Below are 23,669 nucleotides of genomic sequence, written 5' to 3'. Positions count from 1 at the left end.
TGCCCGCCCCGTGTGCGTGAAGTGAGGGTGGGGGCATGACAGTTGCCGCACGTCGTGCGTTCCTCAAGGGCATCGGCGCGGCCGGAGCCCTCGGCGCCCTCGCGGGCTGCGGGGTGCCCGCCGCGTACATCGAGCCGTCCGACCGCGCCGCGCAGGACCTCTCGGGCCGGGACAAGAAGCTGACGTTCGCCAACTGGCCGCTGTACATCGACACCGACGACAAGGACAAGACCAGACGGCCCACCCTGGACGCCTTCGAGAAGCGGACCGGCATCGACGTCCGCTACACCGAGGAGATCAACGACAACGACGAGTTCTTCGGCAAGATCAGCCCGTCCCTGATGAACCACCAGGAGACAGGCCGGGACCTCATCGTCACCAGCGACTGGATGTGCGCGCGCTTCGTGCGCCTCGGTTGGGTCCAGGAGATGGACCGCTCCCGCCAGCCCCACGTGGCCGAGAACCTGGACCCGCTGCTGCGCTCGCCGCACTTCGACAAGGGCCGCGCGTTCACTGTGCCCTGGCAGTCCGGCATCACCGGCATCGCGTACAACAAGCGCAGGCTCGGCCGGGAGATCCGGCGGGTGTCGGACCTGTGGGCGAGCGACCTGAAGGGCCGCGTCACGCTCCTGTCCGGCCTGGACGAGGCGTTCGCGCTGCTGATGCAGGGCGACGGCGTCGACGTCACGCGGTGGACCGGCGACGACTTCCACCGCATGTGCGACCAGGTGGAGAAGCGCGTCCGCGGCCACCACATCCGGCGCTTCACCGGCAACGACTACATCAAGGACCTCGCCAGCGGCGACGTCCTCGCCTGCCAGGCCTACAGCGGCGACGTCATCCAGCTCCAGGCCGACGACCCGGACATCGTGTTCGTCGTGCCCGAGGAGGGCGCGGAGCTGTGGGCCGAGTCCCTGATGATCCCCAACCTCGCCCGCCACAAGCGCAACGCCGAGCGCCTCATCGACCACTACTACGTCCCCGAGGTCGCCGCGGAGCTCGCCGCCTGGGTCAACTACGTCTGCCCGGTGCCCGCCGCCCGCGACGTCCTCGCCGACTCCGGGGACAAGGAGCGCGCCGCGCTCGCCGAGGACCCGCTGGTCTTCCCCGACGGCGCGCTGCGCGAACGGCTCGCGATCGCACGGGACATCACGGCCAGCGAGCGCCCGGAGTTCGCCAAGCGGTGGAACTCCATGGTGGGCCTGTAGCCGGGTCCAGGGGTCCAGGGGCCCTCAGGCGGGCGGCATGACCACCACGTCCCAGGCCGCCATCGCCCGGTCCACCGTCTTGTGCAGGTCCGCGGCCGTCGCGCCGTCGCGGGCCTGCACCGACATGCCCTGGACGACGGTGGTGTAGAAGTCCGCCGCGGCCCGGGTGTCGGTGGCCGCGGGGAGTTCGCCCTCCGCGACGGCGCGGTCCAGGCGCTCGGCCATCAGGTCGGCGCCCGCCCTGCGCCACGTCGCCAGGTGCTCCCGCACCGGCTCGTTCGCCGCCGAGCAGTTCGTGGCGGCCAGCACGATCATGCAGCCGCTCGGTCTGCCCTGCTCGGCGTAGACGCGCGCGTTCTCACGCAGGACGGCCTCGACCGCGGCGCGCGCGGTGGGCTCCTCGGTGAACGCGCGCGTCATGGCCGCGCCCTCCGTGGCGTTGTACAGCGCCACGGCCTCCTGGAACAGCCGCTCCTTGGAGCCGAACGCGGCGTACAGGCTGGGCGAGGCGATGCCCATGGCGGAGGTGAGGTCGGTCATCGACGTCGCCTCGTACCCCCGCAGCCAGAACACCTCCATGGCCCGCCGCAGCGCCGTGGCCCGGTCGAAGCTCCGCGGGCGTCCGCGTCCCGCCATGGCCCGCACCTCCTTCTCACCGCTCCCGCTGTTTTCTGTAGTGACCGACAAATATAAGCCTTGACGTGGCGGAACGCCTGTGTGAAAGTTTCTGTGTCGATCGGCACAGAAATACGGCGAGCGACATCCGACGAGCGACCGCTCATGAGCGACACCTCATGAGTGACACATCGAGACATTTGGGGCTGGGATGAAGGACCTCCAGGGCAAGGCGGCGCTGGTCACGGGCGGCAGCCGGGGTATCGGGGCGGCGATCGTGAAGCGGCTCGCACGGGACGGCGCCGACGTGGCGTTCACCTATGTGAGCCCGGCGGGCAAGGCGAAGGCCGAGGCCGTGGTCGCCGAGGTGGAGGCCCTGGGGCGGCGGGCGGTGGCCATCCAGGCCGACGCGGCGGACGCCGACGCGGTGGTCGACGCCGTCGCCGGGGCCGCGCGCGAGCTTGGTCGCCTCGACATCCTCGTGAACAACGCGGGCGTCTACCCGCACGGGCCGTTCGAGGAGGTCACCCTCGAAGAGCTGGACCGCACGCTCGCGATCCACGCCCGCGCCGCCTTCGTCGGCGCGCAGGCCGCGCTCGCGCACCTGCCCGAGGGCGGGCGCATCGTCAGCATCGGCAGCAACCTCGTGGACCGCGTGCCGTTCCCCGGCATCGTCCTGTACTCGATGAGCAAGTCCGCCCTGATCGGCTTCACCAAGGGCCTCGCCCGCGAGCTCGGACCGCGCGGGATCACCGTCAACCTGGTCAACCCCGGCTCGACGGACACCGACATGAACCCGGCCGACGGCGCCGCCGCCGACTTCCAGCGCGGCCTCTCCGCCCTCGGCCGCTTCAACGAGGCCGAGGACATCGCGGCGACGGTCGCCCACCTGGTGGGCCCCGGCGGTCGCGCCATCACGGGCGCGGAGTTCACCGTGGACGGCGGGACGAACGTCTGAGCACGGCGGGAACGGGGGCACCGCCGCGGTGCCCCCGTCCGAGTGCGGGGGGCGGTGCGCGGGGTGCGGGGTCAGCGGGCGTCGCCCGCGTTCCTGAGCGCCGCCGCGATGATCCGCTGGATGACGGGGTTGGTCCCCTCGCTCTTGGCGTCGGTGGAGTTGACGGAGTAGACGAGCGTGACGTCCAGGTCGCGGGTGGCGGCGATGACCGAGCTGTAGCCGTGGCGGCTGCCGGTCTTCAGCCAGACGACCCGCTTGTCGGGCGTCTCGTACCGGGTCAGGCCCGCGCTCATCGAGGCGCCCTCGATGCCGGCGGGGACCGTGAACATCTCCTCCAGCTGCGGCTTCGGCACGAGCCCGCCGCTGAACAGGGCCACCGTCAGGCGCTCCAGGTCGGCGGTCGTCGAGATCAAGTCGCCGCCCGCGAACCGGTCCCGCTGGTTCCACTCGGTCACGTCGACGAACCGGGTGCCGCCGTCCGGCTGCCGCACGGCCTGGTAGCCGCGCTGGTGGGGGCCGCGGACGCGCGGGTCGGTGCCGGGGAAGGACGAGTGCCGCATCCCCGCCGCCCTGAGCACGCGCCGGGTGGCCTCGCGCTCGTACGAACGTCCCGTGACCTTCTCCACGAGGAGGCCGAGCAGCGTGTAGTTGACGCCCAGGTACTCCTGCCGCACCCCCGGGTCGTGCGCGGGGCCCTTGGCGATCGACGTGGCCGCGACCTCCTGGGGCGTGAGCGTCTCGAACCGGCGGGCGTACAGCTCGTCGAAGGTCTCGCCGAGGGCGCGTCCCGGCCGCAGGCCGCTGGTGTGGTTGAGGAGCTGCCGCACGGAGATGGGCTTGGTGAACGCGTCCGCGTTCGGCGCGAAGACCTCGGGGAGGTAGCGCTGGACGGGCGCGTTCAGGTCGACCTCGCCCTCGCTCGCGAGCTGGAGTACGACGGCCGCCGTGACCACCTTGGTGACGGACCCGGCGCGGAAGCGCGCGTGCGGGTCGGCGTCGCGGCGCGTCACCAGGTCCCGGACGCCCGAACTCCCCTGCCAGGCACCCCTCTTACCGCCGACGCGGACCAGGGCGGCGGTCGCGTCCGCGTTCGGGAGCCCGGCGAGCGCGGCCCGCAGGGCCTTGGCGTCGGGGCCCTGCGCGCGGGTCGCGGCGGCGGGCGCGTCGGCCAGGGCGGGGGCCGTGGCGGCGGCGGTCAGGCCGAGGGCCAGGACGACGGTGAGCGCGGCGGCGGTGCGGGAACGTCTGCGCATGGGCTGCTCCGGGGTGAGTGGCTGCTGTGCGCCTCATCCTTCGCGAGCCGCAGGCGCCACGGATCCTCACCTAGGAGGGCGGCGACCCTGCCCTGACGTCCGGGGCAACTGCCTGGTAGGTCAGGGGTGTTGGCGGGGTGATCCCTTAGGGGGCTGGGGCGCGCCACAGGGATGCGCTTCAACGGGCGGCGCGGCGGCCTCCGCCCGGTCCTGGGCCGCGAGCACCTCGTCCCCGTGCTGAGCCGCCCACAGTCCGAACGCCTTGATCGGCGGCAGCAGCGACTCGCCGAGCGCGGTCAGGCCGTACTCGACGCGCGGCGGTGACCCGGCGTACGCCCGCCGGTCCACCAGGCCGTTGTACTCCAGGCGGCGCAGCGTCTCGGTGAGCACCTTGGCGCTGATGCCGCCGATGCGCCCGCGGAGCTCGCCGGGGCGGCGCGGGCCGCCCCGCAGCGCCCACAGCACCACGGCGTTCCAGGTGTGGGAGAGCAGGTCGAAGGTCAGCCGGGCCCGGCAGTCGGCCAGGAAGTCATGGGGCTCGCTCACATCGTTCACGTACCGCATGGTGCCTGAGGTCCTTCCTACTGTCGTGCCGTGCCCCTGACCTGGGGCGCGACAGCAGGGAGGAACAGGCATGCGGATCGGTGTCATTGGTACGGGGAACATGGCGGACGCGCTCGGCGGGCAGTGGGCGCGGGCCGGACACGAGGTCTTCGTCGGCGGACGCGACCGGGGCGGGGCGGCGGCGCTCGCGGCGCGGATCGGGGCCGTGGGGCACGGCTCGCCGCGCGAGGCCGCGGAGTTCGGGGACGGCGCGGTCCTGTGCGCGCTGCCGTACGCGGTGGGCGAGGAGGTGGCCGCCGGGCTCGCGGACGCGCTGGCCGGACGGGTCCTGGTGGACTGCTGCAACCCCGTGGGGGAGGGCTTCTCCTTGCGCACCGGCGGGGGTCCGGCCGCCGCCGAGCGGCTCGCGGCCGCCTCGGGCGCGCGCGTGGTCAAGGCCTTCAACCTGTGCCACGAGAGCGTGTGGCGGCTGACGCCGCCGGTGTTCGACGGGCGGCCGCTCGGAGTGCCGCTGTGCGGGGACGACGCCGAAGCGCTCGCTGTCGTACGGGAGTTGGTCCGCGACCTGGGCTGCGCGCCCTACGACGCGGGCGGGCTCGACCGGGCGGGGCTCGTGGAGGCCACGGCGGCCCTGCTGATCGGCCTGTGGGTGGGGGAGGGCGTGGACGCCCAGGCGATCGCGCCGCCGCTGGAGCGGGCCGGGGGCGAAGGGGCCTGACGCGGCTGGGTCTTGAACCCGGACCTCGCTACGCCTTGAACCCGACCGCGCCGAACTGCGGCACGGCGGCCGCGCTCGGGAACCGCCAGCGCGAACAGGACTCGACGCCGGGTTCGAGCAGGTCGAGGCCCTCGAAGAAGGCCAGGAACTCCGCGCGGGTGCGGCCCCGGATCGGCGGGGTCGCGTTCGCGTTCCAGAAGTCCATCGCGGGCTGGTTGTCCGCGCCGCCGACGTCGGCGTCCAGGGTGGGGTGGGTCATCACGAGAAAGCTCCCCGACGGCACGCCCGCCATGAGGGTCCGCACGATGCCGAGGCAGTCCTCGGTGTCCGGGATGAAGTTCAGGATGCCCAGGAGCAGCACGGCGACCGGGCGCGAGAGGTCCAGGGTGCGGGCCGCGGTGTCGAGGATCGAGCGGGCGTTGCGGGCGTCCTCGTCGATGTACGTGGTGACGCCCTCGGGGGAGCTGGTGAGCAGCGCCTGGGCGTGGGTGAGGACGATCGGGTCGTTGTCGACGTACACGACGCGCGCGTCCGGCGCGTGGCGCTGGGCCACCTCGTGGGTGTTCTCGCCGGTGGGCAGGCCGGTGCCGATGTCGAGTAACTGGCGGACGTCCCGGTCGGCCACCAGGTGGGCGACCGCGCGGCCGAGGAACGCCCGGTCCGCGCGCGCCACTTCGCCGATGCCGGGGAACATCTCGGTGACCTGGTCGCCGACGGCCCGGTCCACCTGGTAGTTGTCCTTGCCGCCCAGCCAGTAGTTCCACACCCGGGCGTTGTGCGCGATGTCCGTGCGGATCCTGCCGATGCCCTCTGCTGCGCTCACGCGTGCGGTTCCTTCCCGGTGCCCTGGCTGGTGCCCTGGCCGTGTCGCCGCAGGACGTCGGCGAGCGCGTCCACGCGGTTGGTCGTGATCGAGTCCACTCCGTGGGAGAGGAGCTTACGCATGGTGCGGGGGGTGTCGGCGGTCCAGGCGGAGATCAGCAGACCGCGGGCGTGGACGTGGTCGACGAGCTCTGGACTCACCAGGCCGAAACGGTAGTTGAGCCAGCGCGGGGCGAGGGCGTCCAGCAGGACGGGCCGGGGCGGCGCGAGCGACTTCCAGGTCAGCGCGATCTCCGCGGCGGGGTCGGCGGCGCGCACCGCGAGCATCGCGTCGGGCCCCGCGCAGTAGTACACGCGGCTCTCCGCGCCGCAGTCGGCGACGGTGCCGACGACCGCGCGGGCCGTTTCGGGCGTCGCCTCGGGCAGGTCCACGAGGACGCGGTGGCCCTCGGTCTCCTTGAGGGCCCGGGCCAGCGTGGGCACGCCGCCCGCGGTGACGCCCCGCACCTCGTCGGAGGAGAGGGCGGCGAGCGGGCGGTCGTGCTCCCACAGCCGCTTCAGGGACGCGTCGTGCAGCAGCACGGGCACGCCGTCGGCGGTCAGGCGGACGTCGATCTCCACCGCGTCCGCGCCCCGGTCGTACGCGGAGCGCAGCGAGGGCAGGGTGTTCTCGCGGACGCGGTAGGGATCGCCTCGGTGGGCCACGGCGGTGACGGTGCGCATGGGCCCATTGTGACGTGGGGTGCGGCGGTCAGCGGGCCAGCCACGACTCGGTGTAGGCGTCGATCTCGGTGGTGATCCGCCGCTTGCCCGCCTCGTCCAGGAACGACACCTCGACGGCGTTCTTCGCGAGCGCCGCGATGCCGCGCTCGTCGAGGTCGAGGAGGCGGGCGGCGACCGCGTACTCGTTGTTGAGGTCGGTGCCGAACATCGGCGGGTCGTCGGAGTTGATCGTCACCACCACCCCGGCGTCCACGAACTGCTTCAGGGGGTGCTCGTCGAGCGTGGCGACGGCGCGCGTCGCTATGTTCGACGTCGGGCAGACCTCCAGCGGGATGCGGTGCTCGGCGAGGTGCGCGAGGAGCTCCGAGTCCTGGGCGGAGCTGGTGCCGTGGCCGATGCGCTCGGCGCGCAGGTGCGTCAGGGCGTCCCACACCGTCTGCGGGCCCGTGGTCTCGCCCGCGTGCGGCACCGAGCGCAGGCCCGCGGCGATCGCGCGGTCGAAGTACGGCTTGAACTGCGGGCGCGGCACGCCGATCTCGGGGCCGCCGAGGCCGAAGGAGACCAGGCCCTCGGGGCGGATGCCGTCGGTCGTGGCCAGGCGCAGGGTCTCCTCGGCGGAGACGAGCCCGGCCTCGCCCGGGATGTCGAAGCACCACCTGAGCACGACACCGAGCTCCGACTCGGCCGTCTTGCGGGCGTCCTCGATGGCGGCCATGAAGGCGCGCTCGTCGATGCCGCGGCGGGTGGAGGAGTACGGGGTGATGGTCAGCTCCGCGTAGCGCACGTTCTGGCGGGCCAGCTCGCGGGCGACCTCGAAGGTGAGCAGCCGCACGTCGTCCGGGGTGCGGATGAGGTCGACGACCGACAGATAGACGTCGATGAAGTGCGCGAAGTCCGTGAACGAGAAGTACTCCGCGAGCGCCTCGACGTCCCTCGGCACCTTGGAGTCGGGGTGGCGGGCGGCGAGGGCGGACACAATGCGCGGGGAGGCCGAGCCGACGTGGTGGACGTGCAGTTCCGCCTTGGGCAGCCCTGCGATGAAGGTGGTGTGCGTGCTCTCGGTCACGGCGGTTCCTCCCCGGAACGGTTTGATCGGCTGATCGGGCGACCCCAAGGGGTCCGGATCATCGTAGGCGCGCGCCGCTCGGGCCTTCGCGGGGCGCCCCAGGCCCGCCCCTTCCCGAACCATGGGGCTCCGCCCCCTGTCACCCCCGAAAAGCATTGGCGCTTCGCGCCTCGTCCTCAAACGCCGGACGGGCTGAAGATCCCCGGCCGTGGCTGAGACGGATTTCAGCCCGTCCGGCGTTTGAGGACGAGGCCGAAGGCCGATTGCTGTGAGCGGGGGAACGGGGGCAGCCGCACCCGGAGCGGGAAGGGGCGGGTCTGGGGCGCGCCGCGAGCGCCGCGTGCTTCGCCGTCACGGCCGCCGAGCGAATCCCGGCCGTATGCGCCCCCGCGATCTAGGTCATGCACGCCACCCCGGCACGGACCACGGACACTCCGTCCCCCCTTTCCCGGGCCGACTCGACACCTGGTCGACAGATTCCGTCGCGTAACCAAAAGGCAACTACGGAATCACTTGTTGGACTATCGGCCCTCTGTCAGGATCGGCACTCAAATCGATCTGGAGCTACGCCGTCCCCCTCGGTCGAGGGCGGTGGCGGAGGAGAGCGGTATGCACACAGCCCAGGCGCGCGACGGCCTCTTCCCGGCGCGGGAGCGCTTCGCGAACGGCGCGCAGTACATCGCGGGGCGGCTCACCCGCGGCACCTCGGGGCGGCGCCACGCCGTGGTGGACCCGGCCACCGGCGCGGAGGTCCTCGACTACGAGCTCGCGGGGGCCGCGGACGTGGACGCCGCCGTCGCCGCCGCGGCGCACGCGTTCCCCGGCTGGGCGGGCGCGAGCCCCGGCGAGCGCTCCGACGCCATGCACCGGTTCGCCGCCGAGCTCGCGGCCCGCGCCGAGGACCTGGCGCGCGCGGAGTCCCTCCAGTGCGGCAAGCCCATCAAGCTCAGCCGCGAGTTCGACGTCCCCGGCACCCTCGACAACACGGCCTTCTTCGCGGGCGCAGCCCGGCACCTGGCGGGCCAGTCCGCGGGCGAGTACGACGGCGGCGACCACACCTCGTACGTACGCCGTGAACCCATCGGCGTCGTCGGCTCCATCGCGCCCTGGAACTATCCGCTCCAGATGGCGGCCTGGAAGGTGCTCCCGGCCATCGCCGCCGGGAACACCATCGTGCTCAAGCCCTCCGAGCTGACGCCGTTCACCTCGCTGATGTTCGCCGAGGCCGCCACGGCTGCCGGGATTCCCGACGGGGTCGTCAACGTCGTTACCGGCGCGGGCCGTGACGCCGGGGAGCGCCTCGTCGGCCACCCGGGCGTCGCCATGACCTCCTTCACCGGGTCCACCGGCGTCGGCAAGCGCGTCGCGGAGATCGCCACCGCCACCGTCAAGCGCCTGCACCTGGAGCTCGGCGGCAAGGCGCCCTTCGTCGTCTTCGACGACGCCGACCTGGAGGCCGCCGTGCACGGCGCCGTCGCGGGCGCCCTCATCAACAGCGGCCAGGACTGCACGGCCGCGACCCGCGCCTATGTGCAGCGCCCCCTGTACGACGCCTTCGTCGACGGGGTCGCCGAGCTCATGGGGCAGGTGCGGCTCGGGGACCCCTTCGACCCCGCCACCGACCTCGGCCCCCTCATCTCGGGCGCCCACCGCGACCGCGTCGCGGGCTTCGTCGAGCGGGCCAGGGTCTACGCCCGCGTCGTCACCGGCGGCGCGGCGCCCGAGCACCCGGGCGCGTACTACAAGCCCACGCTCATCGCGGACGCGGCGCAGGACAGCGAGGTGGTCCAGGCCGAGATCTTCGGCCCCGTGCTCGTCGTGCTGCCCTTCGACGGCGACGACGAGGGGCTCCGGCTCGCCAACGACACGCCCTACGGCCTCGCCGCCTCCGCCTGGACCCGCGACGTCTTCCGCGCGAACCGCGCGACGCGCGAGATCAAGGCCGGGTGCGTCTGGGTCAACGACCACATCCCGATCCTCAGCGAGATGCCGCACGGCGGCTACAAGGCCTCCGGCTACGGCAAGGACATGTCCGCGTACTCGTTCGAGGAGTACACCCAGATCAAGCACGTCATGTTCGACAACACCGCGGTCGCGAGGAAGGACTGGCACCGCACGATCTTCGGGGACAGATAGCCAGCACGGGCCGGGGCGCCGCGAGACCGGGCGGCGCCCGCCCTCAACCCTCCCGCAAGGGACCCTCCCGAAAGGGCAGACCAGCGCATGGAGCAGTACGAGCCGGACCGTCTCTCCCCGGCCCAGCGGGCCGCCCTGCGGCGCGGCCTGACCAGCGGCCGGGCCGCGCTCACCCGCCGCTCCCTCCTCCGCGCCACCGGCGGCGGCGCCCTCGCCGCGGGCGGGCTCGGCGCCCTGAGCGCCTGCGGCATCCCCGCCGCGGGCAAGGGCACGGGCGGCATCGCCGCCGAGGACCGCTCGGCCAAGGAGAAGCGCGTGCACTTCTCCAACTGGACCGAGTACATGGACGTCGACGACGACAAGCGGCGGCCGACCCTGGAGGCGTTCACCAAGCGCACCGGCATCTCGGTCAAGTACACCGAGGACATCAACGACAACAACGAGTTCTTCGGGAAGGTCAAGCCGCAGCTCGCCGCGGGGCAGGACACCGGCCGCGACCTCATCTGCGTCACCGACTGGCTCGCCGCCCGCCTGATCCGCTTCGGCTGGGTGCAGCGGCTCGACGCCTCCCAGCTGCCGCACGCCTACGCCAACCTGTCCGCCCAGTTCCGCTCGCCGGACTGGGACCCCGGACGCGCCTACTCCTACCCCTGGACCGGCATCTCCGCCGTCATCGCGTACAACAAGAAGGCGACCGACGGCAAGGAGATCACCTCCGTCTCGCAGCTGCTCGACGAGCCGAAGCTGAAGGGGCGCGTCGGGTTCCTCTCCGAGATGCGCGACACCGTCGGCATGACGCTGCTCGACATGGGCAAGGACCCGTCCGACTTCAAGGACGACGACTTCGACGCGGCCATCGCCCGCCTCCAGAAGGCCGTCGACAAGCGGCAGATCCGCCGCTTCACCGGCAACGACTACACCGCCGACCTCGACAAGGGCGACATCGCCGCCTGCGTGGCCTGGGCCGGTGACGTCGTCCAGCTGAAACTGTCCAACCCCGACATCGAGTTCGCGATCCCCGACAGCGGCTACGTCACCTCCACGGACAACCTGCTGATCCCCAACAAGGCGCGCCACAAGCGCAACGCCGAACGGCTCATCGACTACTACTACGAGCCACAGCCCGCGGCCCGCCTGGCCGCGTACATCAACTACGTGTGCCCGGTCGACGGCGTCCGCGACGCCCTCGCCGAGATCGACCCCAAGGCGGCCCGCAACCCGCTGATCCTGCCCGACAAGGAGATGGCGGCGAAGTCCCGCGCCTTCCGGTCGCTCACGCCGAAGGAAGAGACCGCGTACGAGGGGAAGTTCGCCCGGCTCACCGGGTCCTGAACACCCTCTCCCGACCGCCGCCTTGACCGCTCACCACTTGGGAAGAACTCATGACCGACACCAGCGGCGACGTCCGCCTGACGGGGATCAGCAAGACGTACGGCTCCTTCACGGCCGTGCATCCGCTCGACCTCACCGTGCCCCAGGGCTCGTTCTACGCGCTGCTCGGCGCGTCCGGCTGCGGCAAGACCACCACCCTGCGCATGATCGCGGGCCTGGAGGAGCCGAGCACAGGGACCGTGTGCCTCGGCGAGCAGGACGTGACCGCGCTGCCGCCGTACAAGCGCCCCGTGAACACGGTCTTCCAGTCGTACGCGCTCTTCCCGCACCTCGACATCTTCGAGAACGTCGCCTTCGGTCTGCGCCGGCGCGGCATCAAGTCGGTGAAGAAGCAGGTCGGCGACATGCTCGACCTGGTCCAACTGGGCGAGCAGGCCCGCAAGAAGCCGCACCAGCTCTCCGGCGGCCAGCAGCAGCGCGTCGCCGTGGCCCGCGCCCTCATCAACCACCCCAAGGTGCTGCTCCTCGACGAGCCGCTCGGCGCCCTCGACCTCAAGCTGCGCCGCACGATGCAGCTGGAGCTCAAGCGCATCCAGACCGAGGTCGGGATCACCTTCGTGCACGTCACGCACGACCAGGAGGAGGCCATGACCATGGCCGACACCGTCGCCGTGATGAACGGGGGCCGCGTCGAACAGCAGGGCGCGCCCGCCGACCTGTACGAGAACCCGGGCACTACGTTCGTCGCCAACTTCCTCGGCACCTCCAACTTCATCGAGGCCGAGGTCGGCTCCGCCAGCGGCGGCGATCTCGTCCTGCGCGCGGGCGGCGGCAAGCTGACCCTGCCCAAGGCCCGCTGCCACGCCCCGCACGGCACCGGCGTCAAGGTTTACGTCGGCATCCGGCCCGAGAAGATCAGCCTCACCCACGCCGACGACGCGGGCACCGTCCCCGACGGCCGCAACCGCGTCACCGGCCGCATCGTCCACTCCAGCTTCATCGGCGTGTCCACCCAGTACGTGGTGGACACCCCCGTCTGCGCGGGCTTCCAGGTGTACGCGCAGAACATCGAGCGCGACCCGCGCCTGACCCCCGGCGCCGATGTCGTCCTGCACTGGAACCCCGCGCACACCTTCGGCCTCGACGCGGCGCAGGACGCCGAGGCGGGCATGGAGCAGACGGAGACAGCGAAGGCGGGGGAAGACGCGTGACCGCCCCCACCACGGCCCCGGCGGCCGAGGAGGCCCAGGACCCGGCGCCCTCCCCGCGTCGCAGGCGCGGCCGACTCGTCCCGTACTGGCTGCTGCTGCCCGGCATCCTGTGGCTGCTCGTCTTCTTCGCGCTGCCGCTGGTCTACCAGGCCTCCACGTCCGTCCAGACCGGCTCCCTCGAAGAGGGCTACAAGGTCACCTGGCACTTCGCCACCTACTGGGACGCGCTCGGCGACTACTGGCCGCAGTTCCTGCGGTCGGTGCTCTACGCGGGCGTCGCCACGGTCCTTTGCCTGCTGCTCGGCTATCCGCTGGCGTACCTCATCGCCTTTCGCGCGGGACGCTGGCGCAATCTGATCCTCGTCCTGGTCATCGCGCCGTTCTTCACCAGCTTCCTCATCCGGACGCTGGCGTGGAAGACGATCCTCGCGGACGGCGGGCCCGTCGTCGGCGCGCTGAACTCGCTGCACCTGCTCGACGTCACCAACTGGCTCGGCGCCACCGACGGCGACCGCGTGCTCGCCACGCCGCTGGCCGTGGTCTGCGGACTCACGTACAACTTCCTGCCGTTCATGATCCTGCCGCTGTACACGTCCCTGGAGCGGATCGACCCGCGCCTGCACGAGGCGGCGGGCGACCTCTACGCGCGGCCGTCCACGACCTTCCGCAAGGTCACCTTCCCGCTGTCGATGCCGGGCGTCGTCTCGGGCACGCTGCTCACCTTCATCCCGGCCGCCGGTGACTACGTGAACGCCGATCTGCTCGGCTCCACCGACACGCGCATGGTCGGCAACGTCATCCAGACGCAGTTCCTGCGCATTCTGGATTACCCCACGGCGGCCGCGCTCTCCTTCATCCTCATGGCCGCCATCTTGTTCATGGTGACCTTCTACATCCGCAAGTCCGGGACGGAGGACCTCGTCTGATGGCCGCATTCTTGCGCTGGCTGCGCAGAAACCTCGTCGTCATAGCGGGCTTGCTGACGCTCGCCTATCTGCTGCTGCCCAATGTCGTCGTCACGGTCTTCTCCTTCAACAAGCCCAAAGGCCGTTTCAACTACTCCTGGCAGGAGTTCTCGCTGGACGCGTGGAAGGAGCCGTGCGGCGTCGCCGACATGTGCGGCTCGCTGTCGCTGAGCCTGCGGATCGCCTTCTGGGCGACGCTCGGCGCCACCGTGCTCGGCACCATGATCGCCTTCGCCCTGGTGCGCTACCGCTTCCGGGCGCGCGGCGCGGTGAACTCGCTGATCTTCCTGCCGATGGCCATGCCCGAGGTGGTGATGGCGGCCTCGCTGCTCACCCTGTTCCTCAACATGGGGGCGCAGCTCGGCTTCTGGACCGTCCTGATCGCGCACATCATGTTCTGCCTGAGCTTCGTGGTGACGGCCGTGAAGGCGCGCGTCATGTCCATGGACCCGCGCCTGGAGCAGGCCGCGCAGGACCTCTACGCCGGGCCCGTGCAGACCTTCCTGCGGGTCACGCTGCCCATCGCGGCGCCGGGCATCGCGGCGGGCGCGCTGCTCGCCTTCGCCCTGTCGTTCGACGATTTCATCATCACGAACTTCAACGCCGGTTCGACTGTGACCTTCCCCATGTTCGTCTGGGGATCCGCGCAGCGCGGCACGCCCGTTCAGATCAATGTGATCGGTACGGCGATGTTCCTCATCGCCGTCATTCTCGTCCTGGCCGGAATGTTCGTCGGCAGGCGCCGCGACAAGAAGGCTCTCTGAGAATTCTGAAGGAGTTGGAAATCATGGCCCCACGTGCCATGAACCGCTGGACCGCCGCTCTCGCCGAAGCCAAGCCGGTCGCGTACTGGCTCGACGACCCCGGCAGGCCCGCCCCCGAACCCGCCCTCGTCGGCGACGAGCGCTGCGACCTGCTCGTCGTCGGCGGCGGCTACAGCGGCCTGTGGACCGCCCTGATCGCCAAGGAGCGCGACCCCCAGCGCGACGTCGTCCTCGTCGAGGGCCGCGAGATCGGCTGGGCCGCCTCCGGGCGCAACGGCGGCTTCTGCGCCGCGTCCCTCACCCACGGCGTGCCCAACGGCCTGGCCCGCTGGCCGGACGAGATCGCCGACCTTGAGCGGCTCGGCGCCCGCAACCTCGACGAGATCGAGGCCGCCGTCAAGCACTACGCCATCGACTGCGACTTCGAGCGCACCGGCGAGATCGACGTCGCGACGCAGCCGCACCAGCTCGCCGAACTCCACGAGATGTACGAGGAGATGGCCGCCCACGGCCTGACCGGCACCGCCGAGATGCTCGACGCGGACGAGGTGCGCGCACAGGTCGACTCGCCGACCTTCCTCGGCGGCTTCTGGGACCGCGAGGGCGTCGCCATGCTGCACCCGGCGAAGCTGGCCTGGGGCCTCAAGCGCGTCTGCCGCGAGCTCGGCGTGCGCGTCTACGAACACACCCCGGCGCTCGACCTCGCCTCCTCCGGCGCGGGCATGGCGATCCGCACGCCCTACGGCCGGGTCTTCTCGCGCCAGGTCGCGCTCGGGACCAACGTCTTCCCCTCGCTGGTCAAGCGGGCGCGCGCGTACACCGTCCCGGTGTACGACTACGCGCTCATGACCGAGCCGCTCACCCCCGAGCAACTGGCCTCGATCGGCTGGCAGGGCCGCCAGGGCCTCGGCGACGCGGCCAACCAGTTCCACTACTTCCGGCTCTCCGCGGACAACCGCATCCTGTGGGGCGGGTACGACGCGATCTACCCCTTCGGCGGCAAGGTGCGCGCCGAGTACGACCAGCGCCCCGAGACGTTCGCGAGGCTGGCCCGGCACTTCTTCACCTGCTTCCCGCAGCTGGAGGGGGTGCGCTTCACGCACGCGTGGGGCGGGGCGATCGACACGTGCACGCGGTTCTCGGCGTTCTTCGGCACGGCGCACGGGGGCCGGGTCGCCTACGCGGCGGGGTACACGGGCCTCGGTGTCGGGGCCACCCGCTTCGGCGCCGACGTGATGCTCGACCTGCTGGCGGGCGAGCGCACCGAGCGGACGTCCCTGGAGATGGTCCGCTCCAAGCCGCTGCCGTTCCCGCCCGAGCCGTTCGCCTGGACGGGCGTGACCGTCACCAAGTGGGCGCTGGCCCGCGCGGACGCCAACGGCGGGCGGCGCAATCTGTGGCTCAGGTCCCTGGACCGCCTCGGCCTGGGCTTCGACAGCTGACGCCGCCTCACCCGTGCGGGCGGCGCGCCGCCGCGCACCGGCCGTCGGCCGCCCCCCGGCGTACGCCCGTCCAGTGCCGTGAGCCGATTCACTACCAACGAGTAGCCGAAGCCGCGTAATGCCGGGGCCCCGGGCCCCTCTTCCACGTGCCGCGCACCCGCGCGGACCCGAAATCACGGGAAAACCACGGGAAGAGGGAGGTTGGTCCATGAGTGGCTCAGGGGCGAAAACGGCGGTGGAGTGGCTGGTGTCGGTGGCGCCGGATCCGGATGCCTGCCGCTGGGAGTGGGAGCGCAACCCGCTGGGGGTCACACTGCTTCCGGCGGGCAGGCTCTGGGACGTCCTGATCCTGCCGGGCGAGCTCGGCCACCCCACCCTCGACGTGCTGACGCGGGTGGTCGACCGGCCGGGTCCGGTGCTCGCCGACTTCGGCGACTCCCGGATGGGGTTCTTCGTGCCGCCGGGCACGGTGGCGCGCTGGGTGGGGACGGGGGTGCGGGGCGCGGGGCGCGGCACCTGGATCGTCGTTCCGTATCCCGGACGCTCCACGGGGGCGGTGCGCTGGCTGATCCCGCCGGACGGCTCGGGCACGCTCGTCGACCCCGCGCTCCTGGAGCTCGCCATGCACGAGGCGGCGGCACTGCTGGCACGGGAGCCGGGGGAGGGGCCCACGGAGTCGCCGTCAGGCTGACACGGGGTCGCCGTCAAGCTGACAGGGCCTTGACAAGTTTATTTGGTCTGGACCAACTTGAGTGTGTCCTGCTCTCCACCACCCCCACTTCCGGAGGCAGTTGTGGCACGCTCCCGTTCCCGGTCGCCCAGGCCCAGACTCCTCACCGCGACCGCCGCCCTGGCGCTCGCGGCATCCGGCATGCTCGTGGCGCAGAGCCCCGCCGACGCGTCGGCGGGCTCCACGCGCGCCCCGGCCACCGTCGACACGGCGGGTGCGGCCCTGCCCACCCACGCCCTGGTCGGCTACCTCCACACCAGCTTCGCCAACGGCTCCGGCTACACGCGCCTCGCGGACACCCCGGACAGCTGGGACGTCATCGACCTGGCCTTCGGCGAGCCGACCTCCGCGACCTCCGGCGACATCCGCTTCGGCCTCTGCCCGAAGACGGAGTGCCCCAACGTCGAGACCAAGGACGAGTTCAAGGCCGCGATCAAGGCCAAGCAGGCGGCGGGCAAGAAGGTCCTGATCTCCATCGGCGGCCAGAACGGCCAGGTCCAGCTCACCACCACGGCGGCCCGCGACAAGTTCGTCTCGTCCGTCTCGGCGATCATCGACGAGTACGGCCTCGACGGCCTCGACATCGACTTCGAGGGCCACTCGCTCTCGCTGAACGCGGGCGACAGCGACTTCAAGAACCCCAAGACCCCGGTGATCGTCAACCTGATCTCCGCCGTGAAGACCCTCAAGGCCAAGTACGGCTCCGGCTTCACCCTCACCATGGCGCCGGAGACGTTCTTCGTGCAGCTCGGCTACCAGCACTACGGCCCAGGACAGTGGGGCGGCGACCCGCGCGCGGGCGCGTATCTGCCCGTCATCCACGCGCTGCGCGACGAGCTGACCCTGCTGCACGTCCAGGACTACAACTCGGGCCCGGTCATGGGCCTCGACAACCAGTACCACCAGATGGGCGGCGCCGACTTCCACATCGCCATGACCGACATGCTGCTCACCGGCTTCCCGGTCAAGGGCAACACCGCGAACGTCTTCCCGCCGCTGCCGCCCGAGAAGGTGGCCATCGGCATGCCCGCCTCGCCCCAGGCGGGCAACGGCCACGTCGCGCCCGCCGAGGTCAACAAGGCCCTGGACTGCCTGACCAAGAAGACCAACTGCGGCTCGTACCGGACCCACGGCACCTGGCCCGCGCTGCGCGGCCTGATGACCTGGTCGATCAACTGGGACCGCTTCAACAACCGGGAGTTCTCGAAGAACTTCGACGCGTACTTCGGCTGACCCGCCCGGTCACCGCTCGGCGGGCCGCCGCCCGTGGCGCGCCCACACCAGGAGCACGCCCGTCAGGAGCGTCCCGCCGAGCAGCCAGCTCGCAAGGACGTCCGCGGGCCAGTGGTAGCCGCGCACGACCAGGCCGAGGCCGACCGCGAGGTTCAGCAGGGCGCAGCCGGTGAGCAGAGCGCGCGGGAAGCGGACACGGGGGAGCAGCAGGAGCGCGGCCGCGCCATAGGCGACGACGGCGGTCGCCGTGTGCCCGGAGGGGTAGTAGCCGGTGCCGTCCATGCCCGGCGGCGCGGGCCGGGCGACGGCCGCTTTCAGCGGTACGACGAGGGCGGGCACGGCGGCCATGGCGAGCGCCGCGGCCAGCGGCGGCAGCCACCACCGGAAATCGGCCGCGCGGCGCCCGCGCCAGGCGGCGTACCCGAGCGCGAGGGCGAGAACCGGCAGCGCGACCGCCATGTTGCCGAGGTCGGCGCAGAGTTCAGCGACGCCGCGCGGCAGCAGGCGGCCCCGCAGCGCGCGATCGAGACGCTCGTCGAGGCGGCGCACGGGGCCCTCGATGAGGATCAGCCAGGTGAGCAGCGCGAAGGCGAGGGCGCCGAGGCAGACAAGGACGGTCGGCCGCCCCAGGACAGGGGGCCTGCTGCCTTGCGGGGCAGGCGCGCGCTGAGGGGTCCGGTCCGAGGGGGCGATCATGGGCCACAGCCTGACAGGAAAGCTCCCTTACCGCTTTCCGCCGCCGGACCCCAGTCGCTACCGTGGTCGGGAGCCGGGCGCGGGTACAGCTCCCGCCCTCCGGCCACGCTCCACCGCAACGAGATTCCGCATGTCAGCTCAGCAACTCCATCTCACCGTCATGACGCCATCGCGACGCACTCACGACGCACTCACGACGAAAGAGGAGAACTGATGCACAGCTTACGGAAGTTCGTGATCCCAGCGGTCGTCCCCCTGATGGTGCTCGTCGGCGTCACCGCGAGCGCCTCCGCGGGCCCTCGCGAGGAGAAGCCGGCCACCTCGTCCTCGGACCTCAAGAGACTCGCTGGTGTGTGGCACAACCAGTTGGGGTCCGTCATGAGGCTGAAGGTCAGCCCTGACGGCCAGTTGAGTGGTACGTACGAGTCCGCGGTCGGCAACGCGGAGCGCCAGTACGTCCTGACCGGCCGCGTCGACGCCAAGCCCGCGGGCGGGGGTGAGGGCACGACGCTGGGGTGGACCGTCTCATGGCGCAATGAATTCCGGAACGCGCACTCGAACACCACGTGGAGCGGTCAGTTCTTCAGCGAGGGCAAGGAACGCATCAACACCCAGTGGCTGCTGACCCGCGACACCACGCCCGCCAGCGAGTGGGAATCCACCTGGATCGGCCATGACGAGTTCGCCAAGGGGCTGCCCCCGGCTGACCTCGCCAAGAAGGCGCAGCGGCCCGGCGGCAAGGCGTCCGCCCCCGACCTCTTGCCGTCCGGCGGGTGAGGACTTCGCCCACCACAACACTGAAGGGCCAGCGCAAGGGGGGGTATGCGCTAGCCCTTCAGTGGGACTCGGCCGTGTGGCCGACGTGACCGGGCTGCCGCGCGCCCCGGGGGGTTTGGGGCGGGTGGCCATCCGGTCGGTGAGGAGTTCCGGAGCCCAAGGCTCCGGGTGTGTGCGCGATGGCACGCCCAGGGCGGGGCTGGGGAGGCTCCGACCTGGAGTCGCTCACGGTCTCCCGTGAGCGGGTGTTTCTCTCATCTGCAGAAACCGTACGTCAGGAGTTCAGGGGTCGACAGGCGCAACGGCATCCCGCCATGGGGCTCGCACACGTTCTTCACAGGCCCTGACCGTCACCCCAGGTCACGGCTGCCGCACCGGGCGAGGTCCACACATGTCAGGAGGTGTTCCGCGGCTCATTCGCAGCAGGTCGCGGCATACGGAAAGCCGGGGCCGCCCCGCGTGGGACGGCCCCGGCTCCAGTGGTCCAGACCGGCGGCGGCGAGCCGCGCCCGCCGACGGGTCAGAGCGCGGCGAGTGCCGACTCGATGATGTCCAGGCCCTCGTTGAGGAGGTCCTCGCCGATCACGAGCGGCGGCAGGAAGCGCAGCACGTTGCCGTAGGTGCCGCAGGTCAGGACGAGCAGTCCCTCAGCGTGGCAGGCCTTGGCCAGGGCGCCGGCCGCCGCCGCGTCCGGCTCCTTGGTGGCGCGGTCCTTGACCAGCTCGATCGCGATCATCGCGCCCCGGCCGCGGATGTCGCCGATGAGCTCGTGCTTCTCGGCCATGGCGGTCAGCCGGGCCTTCATCACGGCCTCGATCCGCTTCGCCTTGGCGTTGAGGTCGAGCTCCTTCATGGTCTCGATGGCGCCGAGCGCGCCCGCGCAGGCCACCGGGTTGCCGCCGTAGGTGCCGCCGAGGCCGCCCGCGTGCGCGGCGTCCATGATCTCGGCGCGGCCGGTGACGGCGGCGAGCGGCAGGCCGCCCGCGATGCCCTTGGCCGTCGTGATCAGGTCGGGGACGATGCCCTCGTCCTCGCAGGCGAACCACTGGCCGGTGCGGCAGAAGCCGGACTGGATCTCGTCGGCCACGAAGACGATGCCGTTGTCTGAAGCGAACTGGCTGATCGCGGGCAGGAAGCCGGCGGCGGGCTCGATGAAGCCGCCCTCGCCGAGCACCGGCTCGATGATGATCGCGGCCACGTTGTCCGCGCCGACCTGCTTGGAGATCTGGTCGATCGCCTGGGCGGCGGCCTCGGGGCCGGCGTTCTCGGCACCGGTCGGCCAGCGGTAGCCGTACGCCACCGGCACCCGGTACACCTCGGGCGCGAACGGGCCGAAGCCCTGCTTGTACGGCATGTTCTTCGCCGTCAGGGCCATCGTGAGGTTGGTGCGGCCGTGGTAGCCGTGGTCGAAGACGACGACGGCCTGGCGCTTGGTGTACGCGCGGGCGATCTTGACGGCGTTCTCGACGGCCTCGGCGCCGCTGTTGAACAGCGCCGACTTCTTGGCGTGGTCACCGGGCGTGAGCTCGGCGAGGGCCTCGGCGACGGCCACGTAGCCCTCGTACGGCGTGACCATGAAACAGGTGTGGGTGAAGTCCGCCAGCTGCGCGGAGGCGCGGCGGACGACGGCCTCGGCGGAGGCGCCGACGCTCGTCACCGCGATGCCGGAGCCGAAGTCGATCAGACGGTTGCCGTCGACGTCCTCGATGATGCCGCCGCCCGCGCGCGCCGTGAACACGGGCAGGACGGAGCCCACGCCACCGGCCACCGCGGCGAGACGGCGGGCCTGCAGCTCCTGGGACTTCGGCCCGGGGATGGCGGTGACGACGCGGCGCTCCTGGGGAAGTGCGGTCATGAGGGGCTCCTGGGGGTGGATCGTGCGGACGTCCTCGGGGCACGCGGCTTGTGGACGTTTTCTTGGCCTTTCTCCGCAGGTTAGGGGCGGCGGGGGAGCACGGGCATGCTCCACGGGGGAGAGGTTGGGCGTGGCGCTTGTCCGTGGTGGACATAGCCAGGACATAGCCAGGAAAGGGACGGCCCGGCGGCCCGCCCTGGCGTGATCGGCGCGCACACGGCCCAACGACGCGGCGCGGGCACTAGATTGAGCCGCGAACCAGCAGACAGGGCAGGTCAGGGGGCAAGGGCCATGACTTCCGACGGCACGTACGACGCGCGCGGTACGCACGCCACTCCGGCGCCCCGCGTGGCGCCGCCGCGCGGTGGCGCGGCCCACCCGCCGGCGCCCGCGGCTCCGCCCCGGCCCGCTCAGGCGCCGGGCGCGCCCCCGGGGGCCCAGGGGGAGGAGTTCCTCGCCTGGCTGCGCGCGCCCCGGCCGAAGACGGCGCCGGGCGTCTGGCGCTTCGGGCATACGCCCCGGCCCGAGCTGGAGCCGGAGGTGATCCCGACGCGGCAACTGCTGAGCGGCGCGGTCATCGCCTTCCTGGTGGGCTGGCTCGTCTGGTCGCTGCTGTGGAACGGCTATCTGGGCGGCTGGTGGGTGGTGCCCCTGGAGCTGTTCCTGCCGGACGCCTGGATCTACACGGGCAGCAAGGTCGGCAACGCCGTCGTCTGGAACGTGTACTACACCGCGATCGCCCTCGCCATCATGGTCGGCGCCGGGCGGATCGGCCGCTGGGGCGAGGTGTGGCGCCGGTTCGTCGCGCCCCGCCTCAAGCGCCCCGAGCCCGCGGCGCCGCCGCCCCCGCCCGAGGACGACCCCGCCCTCTGGCCCCAGCTGCGGCAGGCGGGCGCGGGCCCCGCGGCCGACCGGCTCGCCGCCGACGCCCGCGCCGGTCTGATGAAGGACATCGACGCCGCCCGCATCGCCCGCGCCTGGCGCACGGTGCGCTCGGGGAACAACACGCTCGCCGCGTTCACCGAGGCCGTCGTGCGCGACGGCGCCGCCGCCTGCCCGCACCCCTCCGGCGACCGGGACCTGCCCGCCCGGGCCGCCCGGCACGACCTGCGCACCTCCCAGGTGCGGCTCGGCACCACCCTGGACGACCCGCGCAACCCGTACGCCTACCGCGACACCGGCCTCGGCATCGGCCCCGAGCTGATCGGCACCTCGCTGCTCGCCGTCGGGCCCGCCGGGTCCGGCAAGACCGGCAGCGTCGTCTGGCCGATCGCCGAGGCCTTGTGCCTGCAGGCGCTCGCCGGGCGGGCCGCCGTCGTCGTGGTCGGCGCGGCGGGCGCGGGCCTCGGCCCCGCCGACGACTACGACGTGGTCGTGCGGGTCGGCGCCCCCGACTCCGTGTACGACCTCGACCTGTACGGCGGCGCCACCGACCCGGACGAGGCCGCCGCCGTGCTCGCCGAGGCGCTCGTCGGCGACCTCGTCGACCCGCACCTGGGCGCCGACACGCGCCGCTCGACGACCGTCCTCGCCCAGCTCCTCGGCCCCTACCACGCGGTCAACGGCCGCTTCCCCGGCGTGCCCGAGCTGCGCGCCCTGCTCGACGGCGTGCCTGGACCGCTCGGCGAGCTCCGCAAGGGCCTGACCGAGGCCGGGCACGAGGCCATGCTCCGCGAACTCGACGCCCGCGAGCGGCAGCTGGGGCACCCCGGCGACCTGGGGGCCACCCTCGCCGACCGGATCGCGCTCCTGGACCGGCCCGCGTTCGCCGCGTTCTTCGACACCTCCGGGCAGAGCACCCCCTTCTCGCTGCGGGCCCTAGACCACCCCGTGCGGGTCCGCATCGACCTGCCCGAGCGCGGCCACGCCGACGCCTCGCGCATCCTCGCCCGGCTCGTCCTCGCCCAGTTCACGTCCAGCGCCGCCGCGCGCGACGACCGCTCGCTCTTCGCCTGCCTCGTCCTCGACGACGCCACCGGCACCGTGACCCCCGAGTCGGTGCGCAGGCTCCAGCGGCTGCGCTCGGCGAACGCGGGCGTCGTCATGACCCTGCGCACCCTCGACGACGTCCCGCGCCCCCTGCGCACCCCGCTGCTCGGCGCCGTCGGCTGCCGCATGGCCCTGTCCGGGCTCACCCCCTGGGACGGGCAGGACTTCGCCGAGGTGTGGGGCAAGGAGTGGACCGAGGCGCGGGACGTCACCGACCGGCAGATCATCGCCGAGACCCCCGCGGGCAAGGCCCTCCACGTCCTGCGCCGCGTGATCACCGGCAAGGCGCCCACCGCCCGCGCGGTGACCGTGCGCCAGGTCGAGCGCGAGCGCTGGTCCGCCTCCGAACTCGCGCACGCCGTGCCCCCCGGGCACGCGGTGCTCTCCCTGACGGACGTACGCGGGGAGCACGCGCCCCCGCTCCTGGTGGACCTGCGCGCCTAGGCTGCCGCCCGCTTCAGCCGCCGGGTGCCGCCGCTGCGCGGCTGGTCCTCAAACGCCGGACGGGCTGGATCGTTCGGGCCTGCGCTTGATCTCACGGTTGCGGGGATCGAGCCCGGGTGCGGAGGATCAAGCCCGTCCGGCGTTTGAGGACGAGGCCGAAGGCCGATA

Annotated in this window: 20 protein-coding genes and 1 pseudogene; 13 read left to right on the top strand and 8 right to left on the bottom strand. The window is 72.1% G+C overall.

Annotated elements, in window-relative coordinates:
• Window positions 1–35: 35 nt before the first annotated feature.
• The gene (locus AC07A4_RS28695; RefSeq protein WP_478603865.1) at window positions 36–1,208 is read left to right on the top strand and encodes a polyamine ABC transporter substrate-binding protein; all 1,173 of its coding nucleotides are present in this window, start codon (window positions 36–38) and stop codon (window positions 1,206–1,208) included.
• Window positions 1,209–1,232: 24 nt separating this feature from the next.
• Here AC07A4_RS28695 and AC07A4_RS28690 read toward each other — a convergent pair whose 3' ends face one another.
• The gene (locus AC07A4_RS28690) at window positions 1,233–1,844 is read right to left on the bottom strand and encodes a TetR/AcrR family transcriptional regulator (RefSeq protein ID WP_478603863.1); all 612 of its coding nucleotides are present in this window, start codon (window positions 1,842–1,844) and stop codon (window positions 1,233–1,235) included.
• A 190-nt stretch (window positions 1,845–2,034) separates the two neighbouring features.
• Here AC07A4_RS28690 and AC07A4_RS28685 point away from each other — a divergent pair, with 190 nt between their 5' ends.
• Window positions 2,035–2,781, top strand: a complete 747-nt coding sequence (locus tag AC07A4_RS28685) for an SDR family NAD(P)-dependent oxidoreductase (protein ID WP_478603861.1) — start codon at window positions 2,035–2,037, stop codon at window positions 2,779–2,781.
• A 71-nt stretch (window positions 2,782–2,852) separates the two neighbouring features.
• On the opposite strand, the gene AC07A4_RS28680 is transcribed toward AC07A4_RS28685, so the two are convergent.
• Window positions 2,853–4,034, bottom strand: a complete 1,182-nt coding sequence (locus tag AC07A4_RS28680; protein ID WP_478603858.1) for a serine hydrolase domain-containing protein — start codon at window positions 4,032–4,034, stop codon at window positions 2,853–2,855.
• 120 nt (window positions 4,035–4,154) lie between these two features.
• Entirely contained in the window at window positions 4,155–4,598 is a 444-nt protein-coding gene (locus AC07A4_RS28675) for a winged helix-turn-helix transcriptional regulator (protein WP_478603856.1), read from the bottom strand.
• Between the two features lie 70 nt (window positions 4,599–4,668).
• On the opposite strand from AC07A4_RS28675, the gene AC07A4_RS28670 reads away from it, so the two are divergent.
• Entirely contained in the window at window positions 4,669–5,316 is a 648-nt protein-coding gene (locus AC07A4_RS28670; RefSeq protein ID WP_478603855.1) for an NADPH-dependent F420 reductase, read from the top strand.
• A 28-nt stretch (window positions 5,317–5,344) separates the two neighbouring features.
• On the opposite strand, the gene AC07A4_RS28665 is transcribed toward AC07A4_RS28670, so the two are convergent.
• From AC07A4_RS28665 to AC07A4_RS28655, 3 genes are read right to left on the bottom strand one after another with little or no spacing between them, the layout of a single operon-like run.
• Entirely contained in the window at window positions 5,345–6,139 is a 795-nt protein-coding gene (locus AC07A4_RS28665; RefSeq protein WP_478603853.1) for an SAM-dependent methyltransferase, read from the bottom strand.
• Entirely contained in the window at window positions 6,136–6,861 is a 726-nt protein-coding gene (locus AC07A4_RS28660; RefSeq protein WP_478603850.1) for a glycerophosphodiester phosphodiesterase, read from the bottom strand. The genes AC07A4_RS28665 and AC07A4_RS28660 overlap by 4 nt, the downstream gene beginning before the upstream one ends.
• 28 nt (window positions 6,862–6,889) lie before the next feature.
• Window positions 6,890–8,050: an adenosine deaminase gene (locus AC07A4_RS28655; RefSeq protein WP_478603847.1), complete on the bottom strand. Its 1,161-nt coding sequence runs from the start codon at window positions 8,048–8,050 to the stop codon at window positions 6,890–6,892.
• A 486-nt stretch (window positions 8,051–8,536) separates the two neighbouring features.
• Between AC07A4_RS28655 and AC07A4_RS28650 the strand changes: the two genes are divergently transcribed.
• The 8 genes and pseudogenes from AC07A4_RS28650 to AC07A4_RS28615 all read left to right on the top strand — a co-directional run.
• Window positions 8,537–10,063, top strand: coding sequence for a gamma-aminobutyraldehyde dehydrogenase (locus AC07A4_RS28650; protein ID WP_478603845.1), 1,527 nt, complete (start codon window positions 8,537–8,539; stop codon window positions 10,061–10,063).
• Between the two features lie 87 nt (window positions 10,064–10,150).
• Window positions 10,151–11,395 carry a polyamine ABC transporter substrate-binding protein gene (locus AC07A4_RS28645; protein ID WP_478603843.1) on the top strand — a complete coding sequence of 415 codons (1,245 nt, stop codon included), beginning with the start codon at window positions 10,151–10,153 and terminating at the stop codon, window positions 11,393–11,395.
• 50 nt (window positions 11,396–11,445) lie between these two features.
• The gene (locus tag AC07A4_RS28640; protein WP_478603841.1) at window positions 11,446–12,606 is read left to right on the top strand and encodes an ABC transporter ATP-binding protein; all 1,161 of its coding nucleotides are present in this window, start codon (window positions 11,446–11,448) and stop codon (window positions 12,604–12,606) included.
• Window positions 12,603–13,532: an ABC transporter permease gene (locus tag AC07A4_RS28635; protein ID WP_478603838.1), complete on the top strand. Its 930-nt coding sequence runs from the start codon at window positions 12,603–12,605 to the stop codon at window positions 13,530–13,532. The genes AC07A4_RS28640 and AC07A4_RS28635 overlap by 4 nt, the downstream gene beginning before the upstream one ends.
• Complete coding sequence (locus AC07A4_RS28630; RefSeq protein WP_478603836.1) at window positions 13,532–14,335, top strand: ABC transporter permease; 804 nt, start codon at window positions 13,532–13,534, stop codon at window positions 14,333–14,335. Before AC07A4_RS28635 ends, AC07A4_RS28630 begins: the two co-directional genes overlap by 1 nt.
• 23 nt (window positions 14,336–14,358) lie before the next feature.
• Window positions 14,359–15,777 carry an NAD(P)/FAD-dependent oxidoreductase gene (locus tag AC07A4_RS28625; RefSeq protein WP_478603834.1) on the top strand — a complete coding sequence of 473 codons (1,419 nt, stop codon included), beginning with the start codon at window positions 14,359–14,361 and terminating at the stop codon, window positions 15,775–15,777.
• 208 nt (window positions 15,778–15,985) lie between these two features.
• Window positions 15,986–16,468: a hypothetical protein gene (locus AC07A4_RS28620; RefSeq protein WP_478603831.1), complete on the top strand. Its 483-nt coding sequence runs from the start codon at window positions 15,986–15,988 to the stop codon at window positions 16,466–16,468.
• Window positions 16,469–16,726: 258 nt separating this feature from the next.
• Window positions 16,727–17,740, top strand: a pseudogene (locus tag AC07A4_RS28615) (chitinase); the annotation flags it as partial.
• A 9-nt stretch (window positions 17,741–17,749) separates the two neighbouring features.
• Here AC07A4_RS28615 and AC07A4_RS28610 read toward each other — a convergent pair.
• A complete protein-coding gene (locus tag AC07A4_RS28610; protein ID WP_478603829.1) occupies window positions 17,750–18,436 on the bottom strand; it encodes a phosphatase PAP2 family protein in 687 nt (228 codons plus the stop codon).
• Window positions 18,437–18,649: 213 nt separating this feature from the next.
• Between AC07A4_RS28610 and AC07A4_RS28605 the strand changes: the two genes are divergently transcribed.
• On the top strand, window positions 18,650–19,213 hold the full coding sequence (locus AC07A4_RS28605; RefSeq protein ID WP_478603828.1) for an avidin/streptavidin family protein: 564 nt from the start codon (window positions 18,650–18,652) through the stop codon (window positions 19,211–19,213).
• 520 nt (window positions 19,214–19,733) lie between these two features.
• On the opposite strand, the gene gabT is transcribed toward AC07A4_RS28605, so the two are convergent.
• Complete coding sequence (gene gabT, locus AC07A4_RS28600; protein ID WP_478603826.1) at window positions 19,734–21,068, bottom strand: 4-aminobutyrate--2-oxoglutarate transaminase; 1,335 nt, start codon at window positions 21,066–21,068, stop codon at window positions 19,734–19,736.
• 291 nt (window positions 21,069–21,359) lie between these two features.
• Between gabT and AC07A4_RS28595 the strand changes: the two genes are divergently transcribed.
• Window positions 21,360–23,501, top strand: a complete 2,142-nt coding sequence (locus tag AC07A4_RS28595; protein WP_478603823.1) for an ATP-binding protein — start codon at window positions 21,360–21,362, stop codon at window positions 23,499–23,501.
• The last annotated feature ends 168 nt before the right edge of the window (window positions 23,502–23,669 follow it).

The organism is Streptomyces sp. NPDC043996, from assembly GCF_056435225.1.
This window is presented reverse-complemented; position numbering and strand designations above follow the sequence as displayed.

Excerpts from the sequence above, each read along its gene's own strand:
- AC07A4_RS28680 (WP_478603858.1), bottom strand. The coding sequence starts at position 4,034 with ATGCGCAGACGTTCCCGCACCGCCGCCGCGCTCACCGTCGTCCTGGCC.
- AC07A4_RS28640 (WP_478603841.1), top strand. The coding sequence starts at position 11,446 with ATGACCGACACCAGCGGCGACGTCCGCCTGACGGGGATCAGCAAGACG.
- AC07A4_RS28630 (WP_478603836.1), top strand. The coding sequence starts at position 13,532 with ATGGCCGCATTCTTGCGCTGGCTGCGCAGAAACCTCGTCGTCATAGCG.
- AC07A4_RS28625 (WP_478603834.1), top strand. The coding sequence starts at position 14,359 with ATGGCCCCACGTGCCATGAACCGCTGGACCGCCGCTCTCGCCGAAGCC.
- AC07A4_RS28675 (WP_478603856.1), bottom strand. The coding sequence starts at position 4,598 with ATGCGGTACGTGAACGATGTGAGCGAGCCCCATGACTTCCTGGCCGAC.
- AC07A4_RS28655 (WP_478603847.1), bottom strand. The coding sequence starts at position 8,050 with ATGGTTCGGGAAGGGGCGGGCCTGGGGCGCCCCGCGAAGGCCCGAGCG.
- AC07A4_RS28695 (WP_478603865.1), top strand. The coding sequence starts at position 36 with ATGACAGTTGCCGCACGTCGTGCGTTCCTCAAGGGCATCGGCGCGGCC.
- AC07A4_RS28690 (WP_478603863.1), bottom strand. The coding sequence starts at position 1,844 with ATGGCGGGACGCGGACGCCCGCGGAGCTTCGACCGGGCCACGGCGCTG.
- AC07A4_RS28620 (WP_478603831.1), top strand. The coding sequence starts at position 15,986 with ATGAGTGGCTCAGGGGCGAAAACGGCGGTGGAGTGGCTGGTGTCGGTG.
- AC07A4_RS28685 (WP_478603861.1), top strand. The coding sequence starts at position 2,035 with ATGAAGGACCTCCAGGGCAAGGCGGCGCTGGTCACGGGCGGCAGCCGG.
- AC07A4_RS28670 (WP_478603855.1), top strand. The coding sequence starts at position 4,669 with ATGCGGATCGGTGTCATTGGTACGGGGAACATGGCGGACGCGCTCGGC.
- AC07A4_RS28645 (WP_478603843.1), top strand. The coding sequence starts at position 10,151 with ATGGAGCAGTACGAGCCGGACCGTCTCTCCCCGGCCCAGCGGGCCGCC.
- AC07A4_RS28610 (WP_478603829.1), bottom strand. The coding sequence starts at position 18,436 with ATGATCGCCCCCTCGGACCGGACCCCTCAGCGCGCGCCTGCCCCGCAA.
- gabT (WP_478603826.1), bottom strand. The coding sequence starts at position 21,068 with ATGACCGCACTTCCCCAGGAGCGCCGCGTCGTCACCGCCATCCCCGGG.
- AC07A4_RS28660 (WP_478603850.1), bottom strand. The coding sequence starts at position 6,861 with ATGCGCACCGTCACCGCCGTGGCCCACCGAGGCGATCCCTACCGCGTC.
- AC07A4_RS28650 (WP_478603845.1), top strand. The coding sequence starts at position 8,537 with ATGCACACAGCCCAGGCGCGCGACGGCCTCTTCCCGGCGCGGGAGCGC.
- AC07A4_RS28595 (WP_478603823.1), top strand. The coding sequence starts at position 21,360 with ATGACTTCCGACGGCACGTACGACGCGCGCGGTACGCACGCCACTCCG.
- AC07A4_RS28605 (WP_478603828.1), top strand. The coding sequence starts at position 18,650 with ATGCACAGCTTACGGAAGTTCGTGATCCCAGCGGTCGTCCCCCTGATG.